This window comes from Senegalia sp. (in: firmicutes), from assembly GCF_052088025.1.
Taxonomy (GTDB): Bacteria; Bacillota; Clostridia; order Tissierellales; family SIT17; genus Anaeromonas.
Map to the genome: position 1 here is coordinate 1 of NZ_JBQCYD010000008.1, position 20,073 is coordinate 20,073.

Annotated in this window: 16 protein-coding genes and 1 other annotated feature; of the genes, 1 reads left to right on the plus strand and 15 read right to left on the minus strand. The window is 29.4% G+C overall.

What is annotated here, in order from left to right; all coding sequences use genetic code 11:
- Positions 1-6: 6 nt before the first annotated feature.
- Both ACTHUW_RS03220 and asnS read right to left on the minus strand, forming a co-directional pair.
- On the minus strand, positions 7-813 hold the full coding sequence (locus ACTHUW_RS03220) for a GTP pyrophosphokinase (RefSeq protein ID WP_442197220.1): 807 nt from the start codon (positions 811-813) through the stop codon (positions 7-9).
- A gap of 47 nt (positions 814-860) precedes the next feature.
- The gene (gene asnS / locus ACTHUW_RS03225; RefSeq protein ID WP_442210692.1) at positions 861-2,252 is read right to left on the minus strand and encodes an asparagine--tRNA ligase; all 1,392 of its coding nucleotides are present in this window, start codon (positions 2,250-2,252) and stop codon (positions 861-863) included.
- Positions 2,253-2,299: 47 nt separating this feature from the next.
- Positions 2,300-2,517, minus strand: a binding site (T-box leader).
- Positions 2,518-2,603: 86 nt separating this feature from the next.
- Here asnS and ACTHUW_RS03230 point away from each other — a divergent pair.
- Complete coding sequence (locus tag ACTHUW_RS03230; protein ID WP_442210694.1) at positions 2,604-3,596, plus strand: lipoate--protein ligase; 993 nt, start codon at positions 2,604-2,606, stop codon at positions 3,594-3,596.
- A 28-nt stretch (positions 3,597-3,624) separates the two neighbouring features.
- On the opposite strand, the gene lpdA is transcribed toward ACTHUW_RS03230, so the two are convergent.
- From lpdA to ACTHUW_RS03295, 13 genes are all read right to left on the minus strand, one after another.
- A complete protein-coding gene (lpdA, locus tag ACTHUW_RS03235; RefSeq protein ID WP_442199226.1) occupies positions 3,625-5,004 on the minus strand; it encodes a dihydrolipoyl dehydrogenase in 1,380 nt (459 codons plus the stop codon).
- A gap of 11 nt (positions 5,005-5,015) precedes the next feature.
- Positions 5,016-6,350, minus strand: a complete 1,335-nt coding sequence (locus tag ACTHUW_RS03240) for a dihydrolipoamide acetyltransferase family protein (RefSeq protein WP_442199225.1) — start codon at positions 6,348-6,350, stop codon at positions 5,016-5,018.
- Between the two features lie 14 nt (positions 6,351-6,364).
- Complete coding sequence (locus ACTHUW_RS03245) at positions 6,365-7,345, minus strand: alpha-ketoacid dehydrogenase subunit beta (protein WP_442199224.1); 981 nt, start codon at positions 7,343-7,345, stop codon at positions 6,365-6,367.
- Positions 7,345-8,433, minus strand: coding sequence for a pyruvate dehydrogenase (acetyl-transferring) E1 component subunit alpha (gene pdhA / locus ACTHUW_RS03250; protein WP_442199223.1), 1,089 nt, complete (start codon positions 8,431-8,433; stop codon positions 7,345-7,347). The genes ACTHUW_RS03245 and pdhA overlap by 1 nt, the downstream gene beginning before the upstream one ends.
- Before the next feature lie 120 nt (positions 8,434-8,553).
- The gene (locus ACTHUW_RS03255; RefSeq protein WP_442199222.1) at positions 8,554-10,278 is read right to left on the minus strand and encodes a phospho-sugar mutase; all 1,725 of its coding nucleotides are present in this window, start codon (positions 10,276-10,278) and stop codon (positions 8,554-8,556) included.
- A 91-nt stretch (positions 10,279-10,369) separates the two neighbouring features.
- Positions 10,370-10,876: a DUF2179 domain-containing protein gene (locus tag ACTHUW_RS03260; protein ID WP_442210695.1), complete on the minus strand. Its 507-nt coding sequence runs from the start codon at positions 10,874-10,876 to the stop codon at positions 10,370-10,372.
- Positions 10,877-10,966: 90 nt separating this feature from the next.
- Positions 10,967-11,545 (minus strand): ANTAR domain-containing response regulator, encoded by a 579-nt coding sequence (locus ACTHUW_RS03265; RefSeq protein ID WP_442199220.1) that lies wholly within the window; start codon positions 11,543-11,545, stop codon positions 10,967-10,969.
- A gap of 60 nt (positions 11,546-11,605) precedes the next feature.
- On the minus strand, positions 11,606-12,937 hold the full coding sequence (gene glnA, locus ACTHUW_RS03270) for a type I glutamate--ammonia ligase (RefSeq protein ID WP_442199219.1): 1,332 nt from the start codon (positions 12,935-12,937) through the stop codon (positions 11,606-11,608).
- Positions 12,938-13,079: 142 nt separating this feature from the next.
- Positions 13,080-15,458: a glycogen/starch/alpha-glucan phosphorylase gene (locus ACTHUW_RS03275; protein WP_442210697.1), complete on the minus strand. Its 2,379-nt coding sequence runs from the start codon at positions 15,456-15,458 to the stop codon at positions 13,080-13,082.
- Positions 15,459-15,462: 4 nt separating this feature from the next.
- Complete coding sequence (malQ, locus tag ACTHUW_RS03280; protein WP_442210699.1) at positions 15,463-16,947, minus strand: 4-alpha-glucanotransferase; 1,485 nt, start codon at positions 16,945-16,947, stop codon at positions 15,463-15,465.
- A 26-nt stretch (positions 16,948-16,973) separates the two neighbouring features.
- Positions 16,974-17,801 (minus strand): carbohydrate ABC transporter permease, encoded by an 828-nt coding sequence (locus tag ACTHUW_RS03285; RefSeq protein WP_442210701.1) that lies wholly within the window; start codon positions 17,799-17,801, stop codon positions 16,974-16,976.
- Complete coding sequence (locus ACTHUW_RS03290) at positions 17,801-18,664, minus strand: carbohydrate ABC transporter permease (protein ID WP_442210703.1); 864 nt, start codon at positions 18,662-18,664, stop codon at positions 17,801-17,803. Before ACTHUW_RS03290 ends, ACTHUW_RS03285 begins: the two co-directional genes overlap by 1 nt.
- A 53-nt stretch (positions 18,665-18,717) precedes the next feature.
- Positions 18,718-20,055, minus strand: a complete 1,338-nt coding sequence (locus ACTHUW_RS03295; RefSeq protein ID WP_442210705.1) for an ABC transporter substrate-binding protein — start codon at positions 20,053-20,055, stop codon at positions 18,718-18,720.
- Positions 20,056-20,073 lie beyond the last annotated feature (18 nt).

The following is a 20,073-nucleotide window of genomic DNA, read 5'->3' on the forward strand; positions in this document are numbered from 1 at the left end:
GAGTACCTATAATAGTATTTGTATATCATATTGTGATGCTAATTTATCTAATTTCTTTTTAAAATATCTAAGTTCATAGAAATTTCCTCGCTCTTGTATGTTGAAGAATTCTTCTCTATAATCATCTATTTCTTTTACTTTACCTGAGAAATATAGTGTTTGTATTTTATTTAATATCTCTGCAACTAAAGTGCTTTTCACTTGAAACATTTCTTGAGCTTCTACTATTTCTTCTCTTATTTCAGACATTTGTTTATCTAGATTTGATGCTGAAGCTGCTGCATTTCTAAGCTTAATGTTTATATGATCTGGCATATTGCCTTCAAATTTATAATTGAGTGAATGTTCAATAGTTGCCCAAAAATTCATTGCTAAAGTTCTTATTTGTATTTCTGCTAAGATATCCCTTTGGCCAAAAGCAGTATGAACTGGATATCTTATAATGATATGATAAGATTTATAGCCACTTTCTTTCGGATTATTAATATAATCTTTTTCATATTCTACCTTTAAATCTTTTCCATCTCTTTCCTTTATTAAATCTACAACCTTATCAATGTCTTCAACCATCTGACACATTATGCGGATACCTGCTATATCTTCCATCTTTTCAGTTATTTCATCCAATGGAATGTTTAATATTTTAGATTTATCTAATATACTAGATATCTTTTTTACTCTTCCTGTGATAAATTCAATGGGAGAATATTCGTCCATTTTCCTATATTCATTTCTTATACTCTTAAATTTTATCTTCAATTCCTCTACTGCTTGTTCATAAGGTATAAGAACTTGATTCCAATTTTGTATCATTTAAATTGATCCCCCTTTAAGTGGTGGAAAATTAAATCACCTTTAATTTAAAATTCTGCTGATTTTGTTGTTCTAGGGAAAGATATAACATCTCTAATATTAGTCATCCCTGTAAGATACATTATTATTCTTTCAAAACCCAGACCAAATCCTGCATGTTTTGTAGTGCCATATTTCCTTAAATCTAAATACCACCAGTATTCGTCTTTGTCTAAACCAAATTCTTTAATTCTCTCTTCTAACTTTTCTAATCTTTCTTCTCTTTGGCTTCCTCCAATAATCTCTCCTATGGCTGGAACTAATAAATCCATAGCTGCTACAGTTTTTTCATCTTCATTTAATCTCATATAAAATGCTTTTATATCTTTTGGATAATCTGTTACAAAAACAGGTTTATTATATACTTTTTCTGTTATATATCTTTCATGTTCTGTTTGAAGGTCAATTCCCCATTCTACCTTATATTCAAAACTTTCCTTTGATTCTTTTAGAATATCAATTGCTTTTGTATAAGTTATTCTTTCAAAGTCAGAATTAGCTACATTTGTAAGTCTTTCTTTAAGCCCTTTGTCTATGAATTTGTTGAAAAATTCTATTTCTTCCTTAGCATTTTCCATAACATATTTTATGATAAATTTCATCATATCTTCAGCTAAATCCATATCATCGCCTAAATCAGCAAATGATATTTCAGGTTCAATCATCCAAAATTCTGCTGCATGTCTTGGTGTATTAGACTTTTCCGCTCTAAATGTAGGTCCAAATGTATATACATTTCTAAATGCTTGAGCATATGTTTCAGCAGCTAATTGGCCACTTACTGTAAGTCCTGTTTCTTTTCCAAAGAAATCAGAGCTAGAATCAATTTTACCCTTTTCATCTCTTTCTATGTTTTCAAGATCTAATGTAGTTACTCTAAACATTTCTCCTGCACCTTCTGCATCACTTGAAGTTATAATTGGAGTATGAGTATATACAAAGTTTCTCTCTTGAAAGAATTTATGTATAGCATAACTTGCAAGAGATCTTACTCTAAATACTGCAGAAAAAGTATTGCTACGAGGACGAAGATGAGCTATAGTTCTTAGGTATTCAAAAGTATGACGCTTTTTTTGTAAAGGATAGTCACTTGGTGCTTCTCCTTCTATCTCTACCCTATTTGCTTGTATTTCAAAAGGTTGTTTTGCATCTGGTGTAAGTATTAATTTACCATGAACAATTATAGCACTGCTTACAGAAAGTTTTGATACTTCTTTAAAGTTTTCTAATTCACTATCAATAACTATTTGAATTCCCTTAAAAAAGCTCCCATCATTTAATTCTATAAAACCAAACTTTTTAGAGCTTCTAGATGTTCTAATCCATCCTGAAACTTTTATATCTTGATCTTTAAAATCTTCTTTTTTCTTATAAATTTCTTTTACTAAAGTATTTTCCATTTTTTACCCTCCTGTTTTTTTGCAAAATAAAAAATCTAATCTCCCTATAAAGGGACGAAAAGATTTCGCGGTACCACCCTAGTTATCATATATTAATTATGATCACTCTAACAAATAACGGTTTGGATCCGTCTAAGCCTACTTTCAAATGATTTCGGTTAGAAACTCAAGGATGTTCTTCAATATAAAATACATGTTGAACTTTCACCATAATCAACTCGCTAAAATGAATTTTTATATTTACTCTTCCTATCATTGTCTATTGAATATATTATGCTCTTATTGTATTATAGTTATTATAATATATATAAAAAAATAAGTAAAGTATATAATAAAAAAGGAGAGAATAATATGATTTATATTGAAAATAACAACTTAGATCCTCATTACAATTTAGCTTTGGAAGAGTATGCTGTAAAGGGATTGGATGTAGATGAAGACATACTTATATTATGGCAAAATGAACCATCAGTAATTATAGGTAGAAATCAAAATACCATAGAAGAAATAAATAAAAATTATATAGAAGAAAAAGATATTAATGTAGTTAGAAGACTTTCTGGTGGAGGAGCAGTTTATCATGATTTAGGTAACTTAAACTTTTCATTTGTAACTAAGAACTTTCATTCAAATGTCAATAACTTCAAAATATTTACACAGCCCGTTATAGATGCCCTAGCTAAGTTAGGAGTAAATGCTGTTTTTCATGGTAGAAATGATATTGTAGTAGATGGCAAAAAGGTTTCAGGAAATGCACAGTATTTCTATAAAAACAAAATGCTTCATCATGGTACTATTCTTTTTGATTCTACCTTAGAAGATATAGTTGAGGTTTTAAATGTAGGTGATGAAAAAATTAAATCTAAAGGTATAAAATCTATAAAAAGTAGAGTTACAAATATTGCTCCTCATTTAGAAAAACAAGTGCCTATGGATGAATTTAAAGAAATACTTTTAAAATTCATATTAGATACAGATAGCCCACAAGAAAAAGAATATAAATTAAATGATAAAGAATTAAAAGAAATTGAAGAACTTAAGAATTCTAGATATGATAAATGGGAATGGAATTTTGGAGAAAGTCCAGAATTTGAAATTCAAAAGACAAAAAGAGCCGAAGGTGGATTACTAGATATAAGATTTAGCGTTAAAAATGGCAAGATTAAAGATCTTAAAATTTATGGTGACTTTTTTGGGGACAAAGATGTTAGCTCTTTAGAAGATCAATTAATAGGTAAATCATACAGAAAAGAAGATATAGAAAAGACACTTGAAAATATTGAAATCGAAAAGTATTTTTATAATATCAATAAAGAAGACATATTAGATTGTCTATTCAAATAAAAAATAGCAGCCATATGGCTGCTATTTTTTATTTGAATATGTGAATTGGTTTGTCTATGATTCCTTGAGCTGCTTCCATCACTATCTCTGATAGTGTAGGATGTGGATGTATAGCTTTTGCAAGCTCATATGCTGTACCTTCAAGCTCCATAGTAGTAACAGCTTCTGCAATCATATCTGTTGCATTAGGAGCTAATATATGAACTCCTAGTATTTCCTTATATTTTTCATCTGAGACTATCTTTATGAATCCATCTGTTTCACCTTCAGCAAGTGATTTTCCATTTGCTGCAAGTGGGAAGGTGCTAGTTATTACATCATATCCTTTTTCTTTAGCTTCTTCTTCTGTTAAACCAGCAACTCCTATTTCTGGGAAACTATATATGCATGATGGTACAGTATTGTAATTTATAGTAGATTTTTCACCTAATATATTTTCTACTGCTGAAATTCCTTCTGCACTAGCTACATGGGCTAACATGTATTTCCCGTTAACATCACCTATAGCATAAATGTTTTCTATATTTGTTCTCATATTTTCATCTGTTAAAATACCTTTTTTATATTTTTTGATATCAATATTTTCAAGTCCCTTCATATTTGGAACCCTACCTATACTTGTAAGTATCTTATCAGCTTCATATATTTTTTCTTTATCTTTAACTATGGCAGTAATTTTTCCATTTTCTATTTTCTTAATATCACAATTATATATTATTTTCACGCCATCTTTTTTGAGAATTCTAGTCATCTTTTTGCTTATGTCATTATCTATACTTCTTAATATTTTTTCAGAGCGATGTAAAATTGTAACTTCTACTCCAAGTGCATTGTATAAAGTTGCAAACTCTACAGCTATAACTCCTCCACCTAATATCACAAGTTTTTTAGGTAATTCATCTAAATCTATTACACCTTTACTTGTAACAATAAACCCATTATCCATAGATTCTTTAAATCCTTCTATATTAGGTATCCTAGGAGAAGAACCTGTTGATATGATTATATTTTTTGCACTGATCTTTTCATCATTTATCTCTATAGTATTTTTATCTACTATATTAGCAAACCCATCATATATGTCTACACCATTTTTTTTAAGAAGAGTTTCTACTCCTCCAGTTAATTGATTTACTACTTGATCTTTCCTAGATTTCATGTTTTCCCAATTTATTTTCACATTGGATTTGTCTTCTAAATCTATCCCATATTTCTCTGAATTCATCATATATTTATACACTTTAGCACTTTTAAGCAGTGTTTTAGTTGGTATACAACCCCAGTTTAAGCATACTCCACCTATATTTCCATCTTCTATTATAGCTGTTTTTGCTCCCATCTGAGCTGCCTTTATAGCAGCTACATATCCTCCAGGCCCTCCACCAATTACTGCAATATCATAACTCATATTTTCCACTCCTAACTTAGTAATAATAGCATAGGATCTTGCAAGAATTCTTTTACTTTATTTAAAAATCTACCTGCATCTGCTCCATCTACTATTCTATGATCTATACTTAATGAAATAGGTACTAGATCTCTTATAACTATCTCTCCATCAATAACTACTGGTTTTTTCGTTATTCTACCAATACCAATTATTGCTGCTTCTGGATATTTTATAACAGGTACCCCATAACTAGATCCAACTGCACCATAATTTGTTATAGAAAAAGTTCCTCCTCGCAAATCATCTAATGATATTTTTCTATCTTGAGATCTTTCTATTAAATCATTCATCTCCTTTGATATTTCTAAGATGCCTTTTTTATCTGCATCTTTAACTACTGGTACCATGAGTCCTTCAGGAGTATCTACTGCTATTCCTATATTATAATATTTCTTATATACTATCTCTTCATTTTCCATGTCATAACTAGCATTTAATACAGGGTATTCCTTTAGGGCAAGTGTTACTGCCTTAATTACAAATGGCATGTATGTTAGTTTGATATCTTGTTTTTCTGCTATCATTTTTTGTTCTTTTCTAAGTTTTACTAGCTCAGTTACATCAAAATCATCCATTGAAGTAGCATGTGGGATTACTGATTTTGAAAGAATCATGTTTTCTGCTATAGTTTTTCTCATTTTAGATACTTTAACTCTTTCTACTTCACCATCTATTTTAATCTCAGGTATATCTATATTACTCTTATAAGATTTATTATCTGATTCTTTTTTAGTATCTTTTATATTATCTTCTTTTTTATTTGATTTTTCTTTGTCACTAGCTTTATATATGTCATCTTTCATAACCCTACCATTTGCTCCACTACCTGTTAGAGTATTAATATCTATTCCTAAATCTTTTGCAAGTTTTCTAGCTACAGGTGTTGCAAGTATTTTCTTTTTGGAATTACTATCTTCTTTTTGATCTTTTTCATCACTTGAGTCTATTACATCTTCTCCTACTTCTAATGCACCTACAACTCCAGCCATATCTTTGCCTTCATCTACTGTTTCTGTTTTAGTAGTTTCTTTTTCTTCCTTTTTATCTTCTTTTGTGTTTTCATTTTCTCCACCATCATCTATTTCTATAACTACATCACCAACATGAATTGTATCTCCTTCTTCAGCTAGTAATTTACTTACTACTCCATCAACAGGAGATGGTATTTCTGCATTTACTTTATCTGTTTCTACTAAAAATAATGTATCTCCATCTTTTACCTTATCTCCTTCTTCAAACATCCATTTAAGGAGTTTACCTTCATGTATTCCTTCTCCAATATCTGCAAATTTAAATTTATACATTTATAATCACCTCTCTAATACTTAATTAGTTCTTTTATTTTATCTATTATTCTTCTTTCATCAACCATAAAGAAATGTTCAGACTTAGGTAGTGGTACTGTCACATCAAGCCCTGTAACTCTAGATGGAGGTGCTTCTAAATAAAGAAATGCTCCTTCATTTACTATGGAAATTAATTCTGCACCAGGTCCAAATGATTTAACTGCCTCATGAACAACTAAAAACCTACCTGTTTTTTTAACTGATTCTATTATAGTTTCTTTATCTATTGGTGATATTGTACGTAAATCTATTAACTCTACTGATATATCTTCCTTCTCTTCTAATGTTTTAATAGCCTTTTGTGTTTCACGAACCAAAGCTCCCCAAGCTACAACTGTAATATCTTCACCTTTTTTTACTACCTTTGCTTTTCCAATAGGTATAGTATAGTCTTCTTCTGGTACTTCTTGCTTAAATGCCCTATAAATTCTCTTTGGTTCCATAAATATTACAGGATCCTCATCTCTTATTGCAGAAAGCATGAGTCCCTTACTATCATATGGAGTTGAAGGGATAACTACCTTAAGTCCTGGAATATGTGCAAATAATGTTTCAGGACTTTCTGAATGATGCTCAGGGGATCTTACTCCACCTCCATAAGGCATTCTAATTACCATAGGTAGATTATATCTTGAACGAGATCTATTTCTCATTCTTGCCACATGAGCTACTATTTGATTATATGCTGGAAGCATAAAACCAGAAAATTGAATTTCAACTACAGGTTTTAGTCCATTTATAGCCATACCTACAGCTGAACCTACAATTCCTGCTTCAGCTAAAGGTGTATCAAATACTCTTTTTTCACCGAACTTTTCTTGCAAGCCTTTGGTTGCTCTAAATACTCCACCTTCAAGTCCTGCATCTTCTCCATATACTACTATAGATTTATCTCTTTCCATTTCTTGTTCAAGTGCATATGTCAGTGCACTTATATTATTTAGTAATGGCATTATTTTTCGCCTCCTTCAAAATATTTCTTTTGACTTTCATATTGTTCCTCTAAATTAGGTGTCATTTCCTTATATGTGTGTTTAAATATATTTTCTAGCTCAGTATCAGAACCAATTTTTTCTACTTTTTTAAATGTCTTAGTTATTTCATCAGAATATTCTTCTCTTAACTTTTCATCTTCTTCTTTTGACCATATTCCTTTATCTATTAAATATTTTTGAAAACGTGTGATTGGATCTTTTAATGCCCATTCCTCAACCTCTTCATCTTTTCTATATATAGTTGGGTCATCAGATGTAGTATGAGCACCAAGTCTATATGTTACTGCTTCAATAAGGGTAGGACCCTTACCATCTCTTGCTCTTTCAACTGCTTCTTTAGTTACAGCATACATTGCTAGGATATCGTTTCCATCAACTTGAATACCTGGTATTCCATATGCAATAGCTTTTTGAGCTAATGTTTTAGATGCAGTTTGTTTGTGACGAGGAAGTGATATTGCCCATCCATTATTTTGAATTACAAACACATTTGGCGTATTAAATACTCCTGCAAAGTTTAAAGCCTCATGGAACTCTCCTTCACTTGTTCCACCATCACCAACATATGCAAGAGTTACATCTTTTTCACCCTTTATATTTGAAGCCATACCAATTCCTACAGCATGAGGTAGTTGACTAGCTATAGGTACAACCATAGGTAATATTCTTTCATCTTCAGAAAATCCACTTCCCTCTTCATTTCCATACCAATAAAGGTAAAATTTCTCAAGTGAAGCTCCCTTATATAACCATGCACCTAATTCTCTAAATGCTGGTACTAACCAATCTTCTTTTTTTGTTGCTGCAACTGAACCTATTTGAGCTGCTTCTTGACCTTTATTTGGTGCATAGGTAAGCATTCTTCCTTGCCTTTGATATTGAAGAGCTTTTGAATCTGCAATCCTTGTGAGTAACATAGTTTTATACATGTCTATTAATTTATTATCTTCTATTTCTGGAAGAATATCTTCCCTTATTATATTTCCTTCCTTATCTAATACACTTATCATTTCATCCTCTAAAGGATTAAATTTATCTATTATCATGGATTTAAACCTCCTTATTATATTCTAATTATAAAATACCCTATTACTTATAGTTTTAACAATATATTTAATTACATTAACGTAAAAAAGGAATAGATCAATTGATCTACTCCTTTCTTACTATTTTATACTGTTTAATTTATCTAATACATTTTCTTTTATATTTTCTACTTTCTTTTCTGCATCTTTTTTATCTTCACCTTTAGCATAAATATATATTTTAATCTTTGGCTCTGTTCCTGATGGTCTTATTGCATACCATGAACCATTATCCATTTCATATTTTAATGCATTAGTTTTTTCCATATCTATTTTTTCTTCGCTTTTATTTATTAAATCTTTTTTAATAGAATTTTCATAATCAGTAATATTTACTAATTTTGCTCCTTCTATTTCCTTTAGATATTCAGTTTGATATACATCCATCATTCTATTAATTCTCTCTTTTCCCTCTATGCCTTCTAGAACGAGTGAAAAAAGATCTTCACTATAGTAGCCATATTCTTCATAAATATCATCTAAAACTTCTAATAAATTCTTGCCATTTTTATTATAATATGCAGCAGCTTCTGCAAATAACATTGCTGCTACTACTCCATCCTTATCTCTTACATAAGTATCATAAACATAACCTATACTTTCTTCATATCCAAATATAAATGTTTTTTCTCCAGTTTTTTCAAACTCATTTGCCTTAGCACAAATGTTTTTAAATCCTGTAAGAGTATTTAAAGTTTCTACGCCTAAAGACTCAGCTATAGCTTTACCTAGATCTCCAGTAACTATTGATTTTACAATTACTCCATCAGAAGGTAATTTATCATTTTCTTTTAATCCCTCTAAAATATATTTTATAAGTATTGCACCAGTTTGATTTCCATTTATAGCGATGTATTCACCGCCATTATCCTTTATCATAGCAGCCATTCTATCACAATCTGGATCTGTTGCTATCAATATATCTGCATTTTTTTCTTTTCCTAATTTTATAGCTAATTTAAATGCTTTAGTATCTTCAGGATTTGGATAGCCGACAGTTGCAAATGTTGGATCTGGCTTAGCTTGTTCTTCTACTACATATACATTTTTAAAACCACATTCATCTAATACACGTGTTACTGGAACGTATCCTGTACCATTAAGTGGAGTATATACTATTTTTATATCTTTATTTACATCACTTCTTATAGAAGAATCTTTTACGTTTCCAATATATTCATCATCCACATCTTTACCTATAATTTGAAGTAATCCTTTTTCCTTAGCTTCATTTTCATCCATTGTTTTTATAGCTGCAATATCATCAATTTCCGCAATTTTTTCAGTTACTCTTTTAGCTATATCTGATAATATCTGACTTCCCTCTTCCCAGTAGACCTTATATCCATTATATTCTTTTGGGTTATGACTTGCTGTTACTACTATACCTGCTTGAGTTTTAAACTTTCTAACAGCATATGAAAGTTCAGGTGTAGGTCTAATTCCTTCAAATAGATATGCCTTTACTCCATTTTCTGCAAGTACAAGGGATGCAATTTTTGCAAATTCATCGGATTTATGTCTTACATCATATGCAATTGCAACACCTTTTCTGCAAGCTTCACTCCCCTCTTCTTTTATTACTTCTGCAAGAGCTTTTGTTGTAAGTGCTATCACATATTTATTCATTCTATTTGTACCTGCACCCATTTTCCCGCGTAATCCTGCTGTACCAAATGCAAGGTCAGTATAAAATCTTTCTTCTATTTCTTCTTTATCATTCTCTATGCTTCTTAATTCTTTTTTAGTTTCTTCATCAATATTTTCATTTTCAAGCCACTCATTATACTTATTTAAATATTCCATTTCCTCACCTTCCTATATGTATTTATACTTATTCTAATTTTACCCTATTATTCATAATTAATCAAAAAAATAACTACAATCATTGTTGTAGTTATTTTCTTATTCCAAATCCTCCATATATAACCTTAGTATCATTTACTGAAATCACAGCAGGTATATTTGTTTCATCTATAAGTTTTAAAATTTCACCTCTTCTTCTTCTTTTAGCATGAATTATAAGTAAATTTTTTTCCTTTTCAATTCCTTCTGCATCTATTACAGTTACACCTATCTTTTTATTTCTCAAAATATCTGCAAGTTTTCTACCATTATCTCCTGTAGCTATGATATTTATAGTCATAAGTCCTATAGCTAGTTTTTCCTCTATAAAAGATCCAAGATAGTTTCCACATGCAAAACCTAATGAATAAGCAACCATTCTAAGGGGATCGTCTTGTATTCCATCTAATACATTTCCAATTAGAAAAAGCCAAATTACTACTTCAATAAAGCCTATTATCGAACCATATATTTTTTCACCCTTAGTTATAAAAACAACCCTAAGTGTCATAAATGCCACTTCAATAATCTTAGCAAAAAATATAAATAAATAATACATTTATTATCTCCTTTATATAAATTTTTTTGAAACTACCATTATTGAATTATATCACTCTAATTAAATAAATCAATATAAATTATTTGAATTTTATATTGATTTAGAATTTTTCTCAATTATTTCTTGAGCTACTTTTTCTATGCTTATGCATCTATTCATACTTTCTCTTCTAATTATACTATATGATTCTTCTTCTGTTATATTTAATTTTTTCATTAACATTCTTTTTGCCTTATCTATATTTTTGCGAGAGTTGATTTCAATCTCTAAATCATTTACTTTCCTTTTTAAATTATTTATCTTATTTGAATTAATAAGAGCAAAATCTATTATTTGATATAAATTTTCACCTATTATAGGTTTTTTTATATAGGCATATAATTTCATTTTTTCTATTTCATTTAAAAAAACTGCATCTACCTTACTTGTCATATAAATAACCGTAGAAATATTATCTTTTTCTATTATTTTACCTACTTCAATGCTATTCATTCCCCATAAATTTAAATCTAAAATAACAAGTTCTGGATAAATACTTCTAGCAAGTCTTAGTGCTTCTAATCCATTAGTAGCTTCATAAACTTGAAAACTTCTTTTTAAAAGAAGTTTTTTTATATTTGTCCTAATATATTCACTACTATCACATATTAAAATGCGACCTTTAGACATCTAATCACTCCAGAAAATTAAGTATGTACTCATTATATTTACAAAATATATTTTTTACAACTAAAATTTTCTTAAATATCTTGAAACTTCCCAAGTTGATACAAATTTAGAATACTCATTCCATTCATATATTCCTGCATCAATTACTCTTTTATATAAATGATTTCCTAAAGCCTCTTTCATATAATCATCCTTAGCAAATTCAATCAGAGCTTCTTTTAGATTTGTAGGTAATCTATCTATACCCTGATCTTTTAAATCTTTTTCTTTCATATCATATAAATTATTTTTTATTCCATTGCTAGGTTTTATATTATCTTTTATTCCATCTAGTCCTGATTTTAATGTGACAGCTAATGCTAGATATGGATTAGCTGATGGGTCTGGACTTCTAAGCTCTATTCTGGTTGAATCACCCTTTTTTGAAGGTATTCTTATAAGCGGACTTCTATTTCCTTCAGCCCAAGCTATCATAACAGGTGCTTCATATCCTGGTACTAATCTCTTATATGAGTTTACTGTGGGATTAGTTATGGCTGTAAAAGCTTTGGCATGTTTTATAAGTCCACCTAAAAAATTATATGCTATAGTTTTAAATTTCATCTTATCATCTTTATCATAAAAAGCATTTTTCCCATCTAAATGAGCCAAAGAAATATTTAAATGCATTCCAGAACCTGCCATATTACTTTTAGGTTTAGGCATAAAAGTAGCATGAAGTCCATGTCTTTGAGCTACAATCCTTACTACCATTTTAAAGGTCATTATATTATCAGCAGTAGTTATGGCATCTGCATATTCAAAATCTATTTCATGCTGTCCTGGAGCATTTTCATGATGTGAAGCTTCTATATTAAATCCCATCTTTTTAAGAGTTATAATCATATCTTTTCTAGCATTTCCACCTAAATCTGCTGGAGCTAAGTCAAAATATCCTGCATTATCATGAGTATTTAAAGATGGTTCACCCTTTTCGTCTGTATGAAACAAGAAAAATTCACATTCAGGACCGACATTCATAGTATATCCTATTTCTTTAGCTTCATTTACTATTTTCTTTAATCTATTTCTAGGACAACCTTCAAATGGTCTACCATCTGAATTATATACATCACATATAAATCTTGCTTCCTTGTGTTCTCCTGACCATGGAAATATTCTAAAGGTATCTAAATCCGGTCTTAAGTACATATCAGATTCTTCAATTCTCACAAAACCATCTATGGAAGATCCATCAAACATTATTTCATTATCAAGTGCTTTTTCAAGTTGCTCTGAAGTAATAGAAATATTTTTCATGACTCCCATTATATCTGTAAATTGTAAATGAATAAATTCTACTTCTTCTTTTTCCACTTCCTCTAATAATTGTTCCTTGGTATACTTTGACAAATAAACTCCTCCTATTTTAGCAATAAAAAATGCGTCCAAATTATAAGGGTTATATACCCCTAATAATTTGGACGCCATTGCCCTTTTTTATTTTTTTCTAAATATATTATAAAACTAAATATTTAATTTTGCAAGAAGTTTATTATATTTTTTTAGAATCTATATTCCATATTTCTTTTGCATATTGACTAATAGTTCTATCACTATTAAACTTTCCTGCATTGATCATATTCATCCAACATTTTTTTGCCCAATTTCTTTTATCCTTATAAGCTTTATCTACGTGTTCTTGAGCTCTTCTATAATCATCAAAATCCTTAAATATAAAGTAGTTGTCTGGTCTTTCCCAACCATTTGTATTTAATAAAGAATCATAAATATTTCTAAACATTCCTGTAGAATTATCATCAAATGTCCCATCTATCAATGTATCTACTACTCTTTTTAATCCTTTTACATTTTCATAATATTCTCTTGGATTATAACTATCATTTTTTTTCATTTCTTCAATTTCTTCTGAATGAGCTCCAAATATGAAGTTGTTTTCCATACCTGCTTCTTCTACAATTTCAACATTAGCTCCATCTAATGTTCCTATTGTTGGTGTTGCATTTAGCATGAATTTCATATTCCCAGTTCCTGAAGCTTCTTTACCTGCAGTAGAAATTTGCTCAGATAGATCTGCTGCAGGAAATAATTTTTCTCCATAAGATACATTGTAATTATGAACAAAAACAACCTTTATTTTACCCTTTATTTCTTCATCATTATTGATTAGTTTTGCAATTTCATTGATATATTTTATTATAGCTTTTGCTCTAAAATATCCTGGAGCTGCTTTAGCTCCAAATATAAACGTTCTTTTTTCTATATTCATGCTAGGATTTTCTTTTAATCTATAATATAAATCTAAAATATGAAAAGCATTTAGTAATTGTCTTTTATATTCATGTAATCTTTTAATTTGAATATCAAAAATTGAATTTTCATCTATTTCTATCGACTCTTGAATTTTTATATATTCTTTTAATTGTAATTTTTTTTCTTTTTTAATTTCTAAAAGTTTATTTAGTTTTTCTTCATCATCTATGAACTTTTCTAGTTTTTTAAGTATATCCAAATCTTTAATGAAGTCTTTAGTGCCTAATAACTCTTCTAAAAAATTTGTAAGTTCAGGATTTGAAAGTGCAAGCCATCTTCTAGGTGTTATTCCATTAGTTTTATTTTGAAATTTTTCAGGATATAATTCATACCAATTATTTAATTCTTGATTTTTTAATATCTCAGTGTGAAGTGCTGCAACACCATTTACAGTATGACAAGCATAAATTGCAAGCCAAGCCATATGAATTAAATCATGATTTATTATTTTCATATTATTAACTTTATCTTCACTTAATTCATTATGTTTTAATTCATCAATTAGTTTTTCACTTATTATAGTTATTATTTCATATATCCTAGGTAAAACTTCTCTAAATAAAGGAACATACCATTTTTCAAGTGCCTCTTGAAGGATTGTATGGTTGGTATATGAAAAAGTTTGTTTACATATATTCCAAGCAGTATCAAAATCAGTACCTTCTTCATCTATAAGTATTCTTATAAGTTCCGGTATAGCAACCACTGGATGTGTATCATTTAATTGAATTTTATTATATTGTGGGAAATTTGATATATCTATATTTTTATTTTTAAATTTCCTAATTAAATCCTTTAAAGAGGCTGAAGCTAAAAGATATTGTTGTTCAAGCCTTAATATTTTACCCTTTTCTGTAGAATCATTAGGATAAAGAACCCTTGTTATATCTTCTGCTCTATTTTTCTTTTCTACAGCTTTGTCATATTCTTGATCATTAAATAAAGAAAAATCAAAATCTTCTATTGGATGAGCTTCCCAAAGTCTTAATGTGTTTGTGTTTTTTGTATCATATCCTATTATAGGTGTATCATATGGAACTGCCCTTATTGTTTTATTATTAAGATTTACTATCACAGTTTCATCTTCTTTTTTTATAGACCATGGATCATCATTTTTCAACCAATCATTAGCTTTTTCTAATTGAAATCCATCTCCAAATGCTTGTTCAAATATACCATAATTATACCTAAGTCCATAACCTGTAAGAGGTAAATTTAAAGTGGCACTAGAATCCATAAAGCATGCAGCAAGTCTACCAAGACCACCATTACCAAGACCTGCATCTTCTTCTTTTGATTCAATATCATTTAAATCTATATTTAATTCAGATAATACTTCTTTGATCTCATCATAGATACCTAAGTTTATTAAATTATTTCCTAAAGCTCTTCCCATTAAATATTCAGCAGAAAAATAGTAAGCTTCCTTTCCTTTATTATATTTATTTTTAGTTTTATTCCAATCATCTATTAGAATATTCATTATAGCTTTAGATATAGCATAAAATTTTTCTTCTTCTAATGCATTTTCTAACTTATTACCATATTTAATCTTTAATATTAATTCTATATCTTCTTTAAAATTTTTTTTATTAAACATTATATTACAACCTCCCATAAAGTTTAGTCATATTTCTTATTTTGTATGCTAAACTTTCAGTTAAACTTTCCTTTTTCATTCGCCATTTCCAATTACCTCCAAGTGTCGAAGGAGTATTCATTCTAGCCCAAGATTCAAGTGCTAAAAAATCTTGCATTTGGGCTATTGCTAAATTACTTACAGAGCTCCAAGCGCCTCTTATAAATCCCCAATTATATCCCTCTTCTTTTGTAAGTTTTAAATAATCTATAGAAAGTTTTACATCTTCTTTGGCTGCATTTAAAAACCATCCATTTATAGTATCATTGTCGTGAGTTCCAGTATATACTACAGAATATTTATTGTAATTATGAGGTAAATAGTCACTTTCCTCCCTTGTATCAAAAGCAAATTGTAATACTTTCATTCCAGGATAACCTGAATCTTCTTTTAACCTTATAGTTTCTCTTGTAAGATATCCTAAATCTTCAGCAATTATTTCTATATGACCTAATTCTTTCTTTAAAGCATTAAAAAACTTCATTCCAGGACCCTTAACCCATTTCCCATTTAAAGCTGTTTTATCACCATATGGAATAGACCAAAAAGATTCAAATCCTCTAAAATGATCAATCCTTATCATATCATATAAATTTATATTACCCTTAATTCTTTTAATCCACCAATCATAGTTTTGTTTCTCTAATAAATCCCAATTATATAAGGGATTGCCCCAAAGCTGACCTGTTTCAGAAAATGCATCTGGAGGACATCCTGCAACTTTTTTAGGATTGTTTTTATTATCAAGCAAAAATATCTCGCTATTTGCCCAGGTATCTGAACTATCAGCTGCTACATATATAGGAATATCCCCTATTATCTTTATATCTTTATCATTTGCATATTTTTTTAATTTTTTCCATTCATTAAAAAATTCATACTGTATAAAGATATGGTAATTTATTTCATTTTCTAGTTTTCTTCTATAAAATTTTAAAGCTTCTTCTTCTCTAAGCTTTATATCTTCATCCCATTCTTGCCATGGCTTTAATTTAAATTCATCTTTAAGGGCCATATATAATGAGTAATCATCTATCCAATCCTTGTTTTCTTCCTTGAATTGTAATATCTCATTCTTATATTTACTTCTTGCATTATTATATGCAATTCTTAGTATTTTTGTTTTTTTATCAAAAATCTTTTCATAATCAACCTCTTCTATATTATCACCAAAGTCTTCATTTATATAATCTTTTTTAGATATCAGTTCTTTTTTATTTAATATATCAAGATCAATAAAATATGGATTGCCAGCAAAAGATGAAAATGACATATATGGTGAATCACCAAAACTAGTTGGACCTATAGGAAGTATTTGCCAGTTTTTTTGACCTGACTTTTCTAAAAAATCTACAAATTCATATGCTTCTTTTCCAAAGGTGCCTATTCCATAAGGTGATGGGATAGATGTTATATGGAAAAGTATGCCACTATTTCTATTTTCTAACATGATTTCTCCCTCATTTATATATTTAATTATTTTATTGATCCATCTGTAATACCTTTAATAATATGCTTTTGTGCAAATAGATAAAATATTACTATTGGAATCATAGATATTACAAGTCCTGCTAATGCTAGATGCCATTTCTTTGAATATTGTCCAAAGAAATAAAACATCTTAAGCGGTATAGTCTGCCATTCAGGTCTATTTATTACAAGTTGTGGCAGTAAAAAATCATTCCATATCCACATTATATTTAATATACTAACTGTTACAGTTATAGGTTTAAGTAGTGGAAATATTATATAAAAGAATACTTGAAAAGTATTGCATCCATCTATTATAGCTGCCTCTTCTAATTCTATAGGAATATTTTTAATAAATCCATGATAAAGTATTATTGATAAACTAGAACCAAATCCTAGATACATAAATATCAACCCTAATGGATTTAAAAATCCTATTCTTCCCATCAAATTTACTAAAGGAAGCATTACTGCTTGAAAGGGTATTAGCATAGCTATTGCAAACAAAAAATATAAAAATCCACTTAATTTTGTTTTAGTTCTCACTAGCATCCATGCTGCCATTGATGCAAATATTATTATAAATAATGTGCTCCCTACTGATATAAATAAGGAATTAAAGAATGAACGAATAAAATCTAATTGTTCAAATGCTTGTGGATAATTTTCAAGAGTTAAAAATTCTCCAAAAGGTAGTCCCATTAAATCTAAAAATATTCCTTTTTGAGTTTTAAATGAATTAGTTACAACTATATATAATGGTAATATAAAAATCAGTGCTAATATTATACCAATAATTGGTGCTATTATCTTTTTGCCTTTTTTCTCTACCATTACATTTCCACCTCTTTTTTCTTGCTAAAATATAGTTGAGTTACTGTTATAACAGCTACTAAAAGTAAGAATAATACTGCCTTAGCTTGTGCAAGTCCTAAATTATTAAGTGTAAATGCTGTCTTATAAATATTTAATGCGAGCATTTGCGTTGAATTAGCAGGTCCTCCACCAGTTAAGGCTAAGTTTTGATCAAATAATTTAAATGCATTTGAAAGTGATAAAAATATTCCTACAGTAAATGCTGGTGCTACTAGAGGCAATATTATATGTCTTAATTTTTGAAAACTATTTGCACCATCAATTTGTGATGCTTCTATTAATGAATCTGGTATACCTTGAATAGCTGCAATATATATTATCATCATATATCCTGACATTTGCCAACTCATAAGTATTACAAGTCCCCAAAATCCTGTTGCAGTGCTTGCGAGCCATCCATCGAAAAATTCAACACCTAATATACTTCCTATAGACTCAAATCCTTTTGTAAATATAAATTGCCATACAAAACCTAGAATTATACCACCTATAAGGTTTGGCATAAAAAATACTCCTCTTAATAAATTGCTAATCTTCATTTTTTTAGTAACTAGTAGGGCCAATGAAAATCCCATTATATTTATAGTAAAAACTGATACTATAGCAAATAGTGCAGTGAATTTAAATGCATCTTTAAATCCTTGTTCACTAAAGGCTTCTATATAATTATCCATGCCTAGAAATTTTGGAGTATTAGATATTCCATTCCAATCAGTAAATGAAAAATAAATTCCAACAATCATAGGTATAATAACTACAACTATAAAAGCAAATAATATAGGGCCTACGAATATTGGAAACCATTTTTTTGAATTACGCATTTTCATTCCTCCTATATAAAAATTTGGGGAAGATTAATCTCCCCCAAAAACATTTATCTCATTTCTTTCCATTTTACTTCAGTATTTTCTACTAATTCTTCCCAAGTTACGTCTCCTGCAAAATACTTTTGAATTTCCACACCAAGAGCTTCTTGTCCCCATCCTGTAGGATAACCCATAAATACCCAAGGAATTGTTTTACCTTCTTCAGAATATTTCTTTACTGCTTGACCTAGTGGATCTTTAGCTTCTAGTTCTTCATATCCTTTTAAAGGTGGTAAGAATAAAAATTCATTTACTATATAATCTTTACCTTTTTCTGAAGTATATAGCCAGTTTAAAAAGTCTTTTGCAGCTTCTTTGTCTGCATCTGAACTGTTTTTGTTTATTGCCCAGTGCATAGGAACACCTACTGGGATAGAATCTTCAACTCCACCTTTTATTGGCATTGGTAAAATATCAAGTTTCCCAGCTACATCTTCATCGATATCAGCTATTCCACCATATACCCAGTTTCCTTGTTGAATTATTGCTACTCTTTCAAGTGATATACCTTCATCTACTTGTGTTGCATAATCAACAGCATTTAATTTTCCTTTTGAATCAGCATAAGGAGAATAATCAGCCTGTAAATCAATTATTGATTTTAAACCATCACTATATTTAAATTCTACTTCTTCTGCATTATATGAATCTAGGGCACTATCAAATTGTTGCCCAAAAGCAGCATTTGAAGTGTGTAGTCCACTTACCCAAGTTTCTTTTGCAGGGTATGAAAATACAGACTCAAGTAATGGGTAATTTTCTTTTAAATCACCATCTTTTATTTTTTTGTCTAAATCTTTTACAGCAGACTCTAAACTTGCAAAGTCTTTTATTGAACTAGCATCTATTTCTGCTGCTTCAAATATTTCAGTATTGTATATAAAACCATATCCTTCTATAGCAAAAGGAAGTGCATATACTTTATCTTCAACTGTAGCTCCTGCAAGTATCCCATCTAGAGCTTCATCAACCCAAGGTTGATCTGATAAATCTTCTAATTTGTCCATCCAATCTTCAACATCCTGAGGACCACCTACATTATATATTACTGGTTCTTGTCCTGATTGAAACTTAGCTCTTAAAGCAGCACCATAGTCATCTCCTCCACCAACTGTTTCAATATTAACTTTTACATTTGGATTTTCAGATTCAAACTCTTTTGCTGCTTCTCTTAATTTTTCAGCAACCTCTACTTTAAATTGAAAGATATTTACTTCTGCTTTTTCATCTGAATCTGAACTACCATCACTACTTCCTCCATCATCATTTGAACAAGCTCCTAAAAATAATGTGGATACTAATAATAAAACTATTGATAAAGATAATACTTTACTCCATTTTTTCATTGTGAAACCTCCTATAAT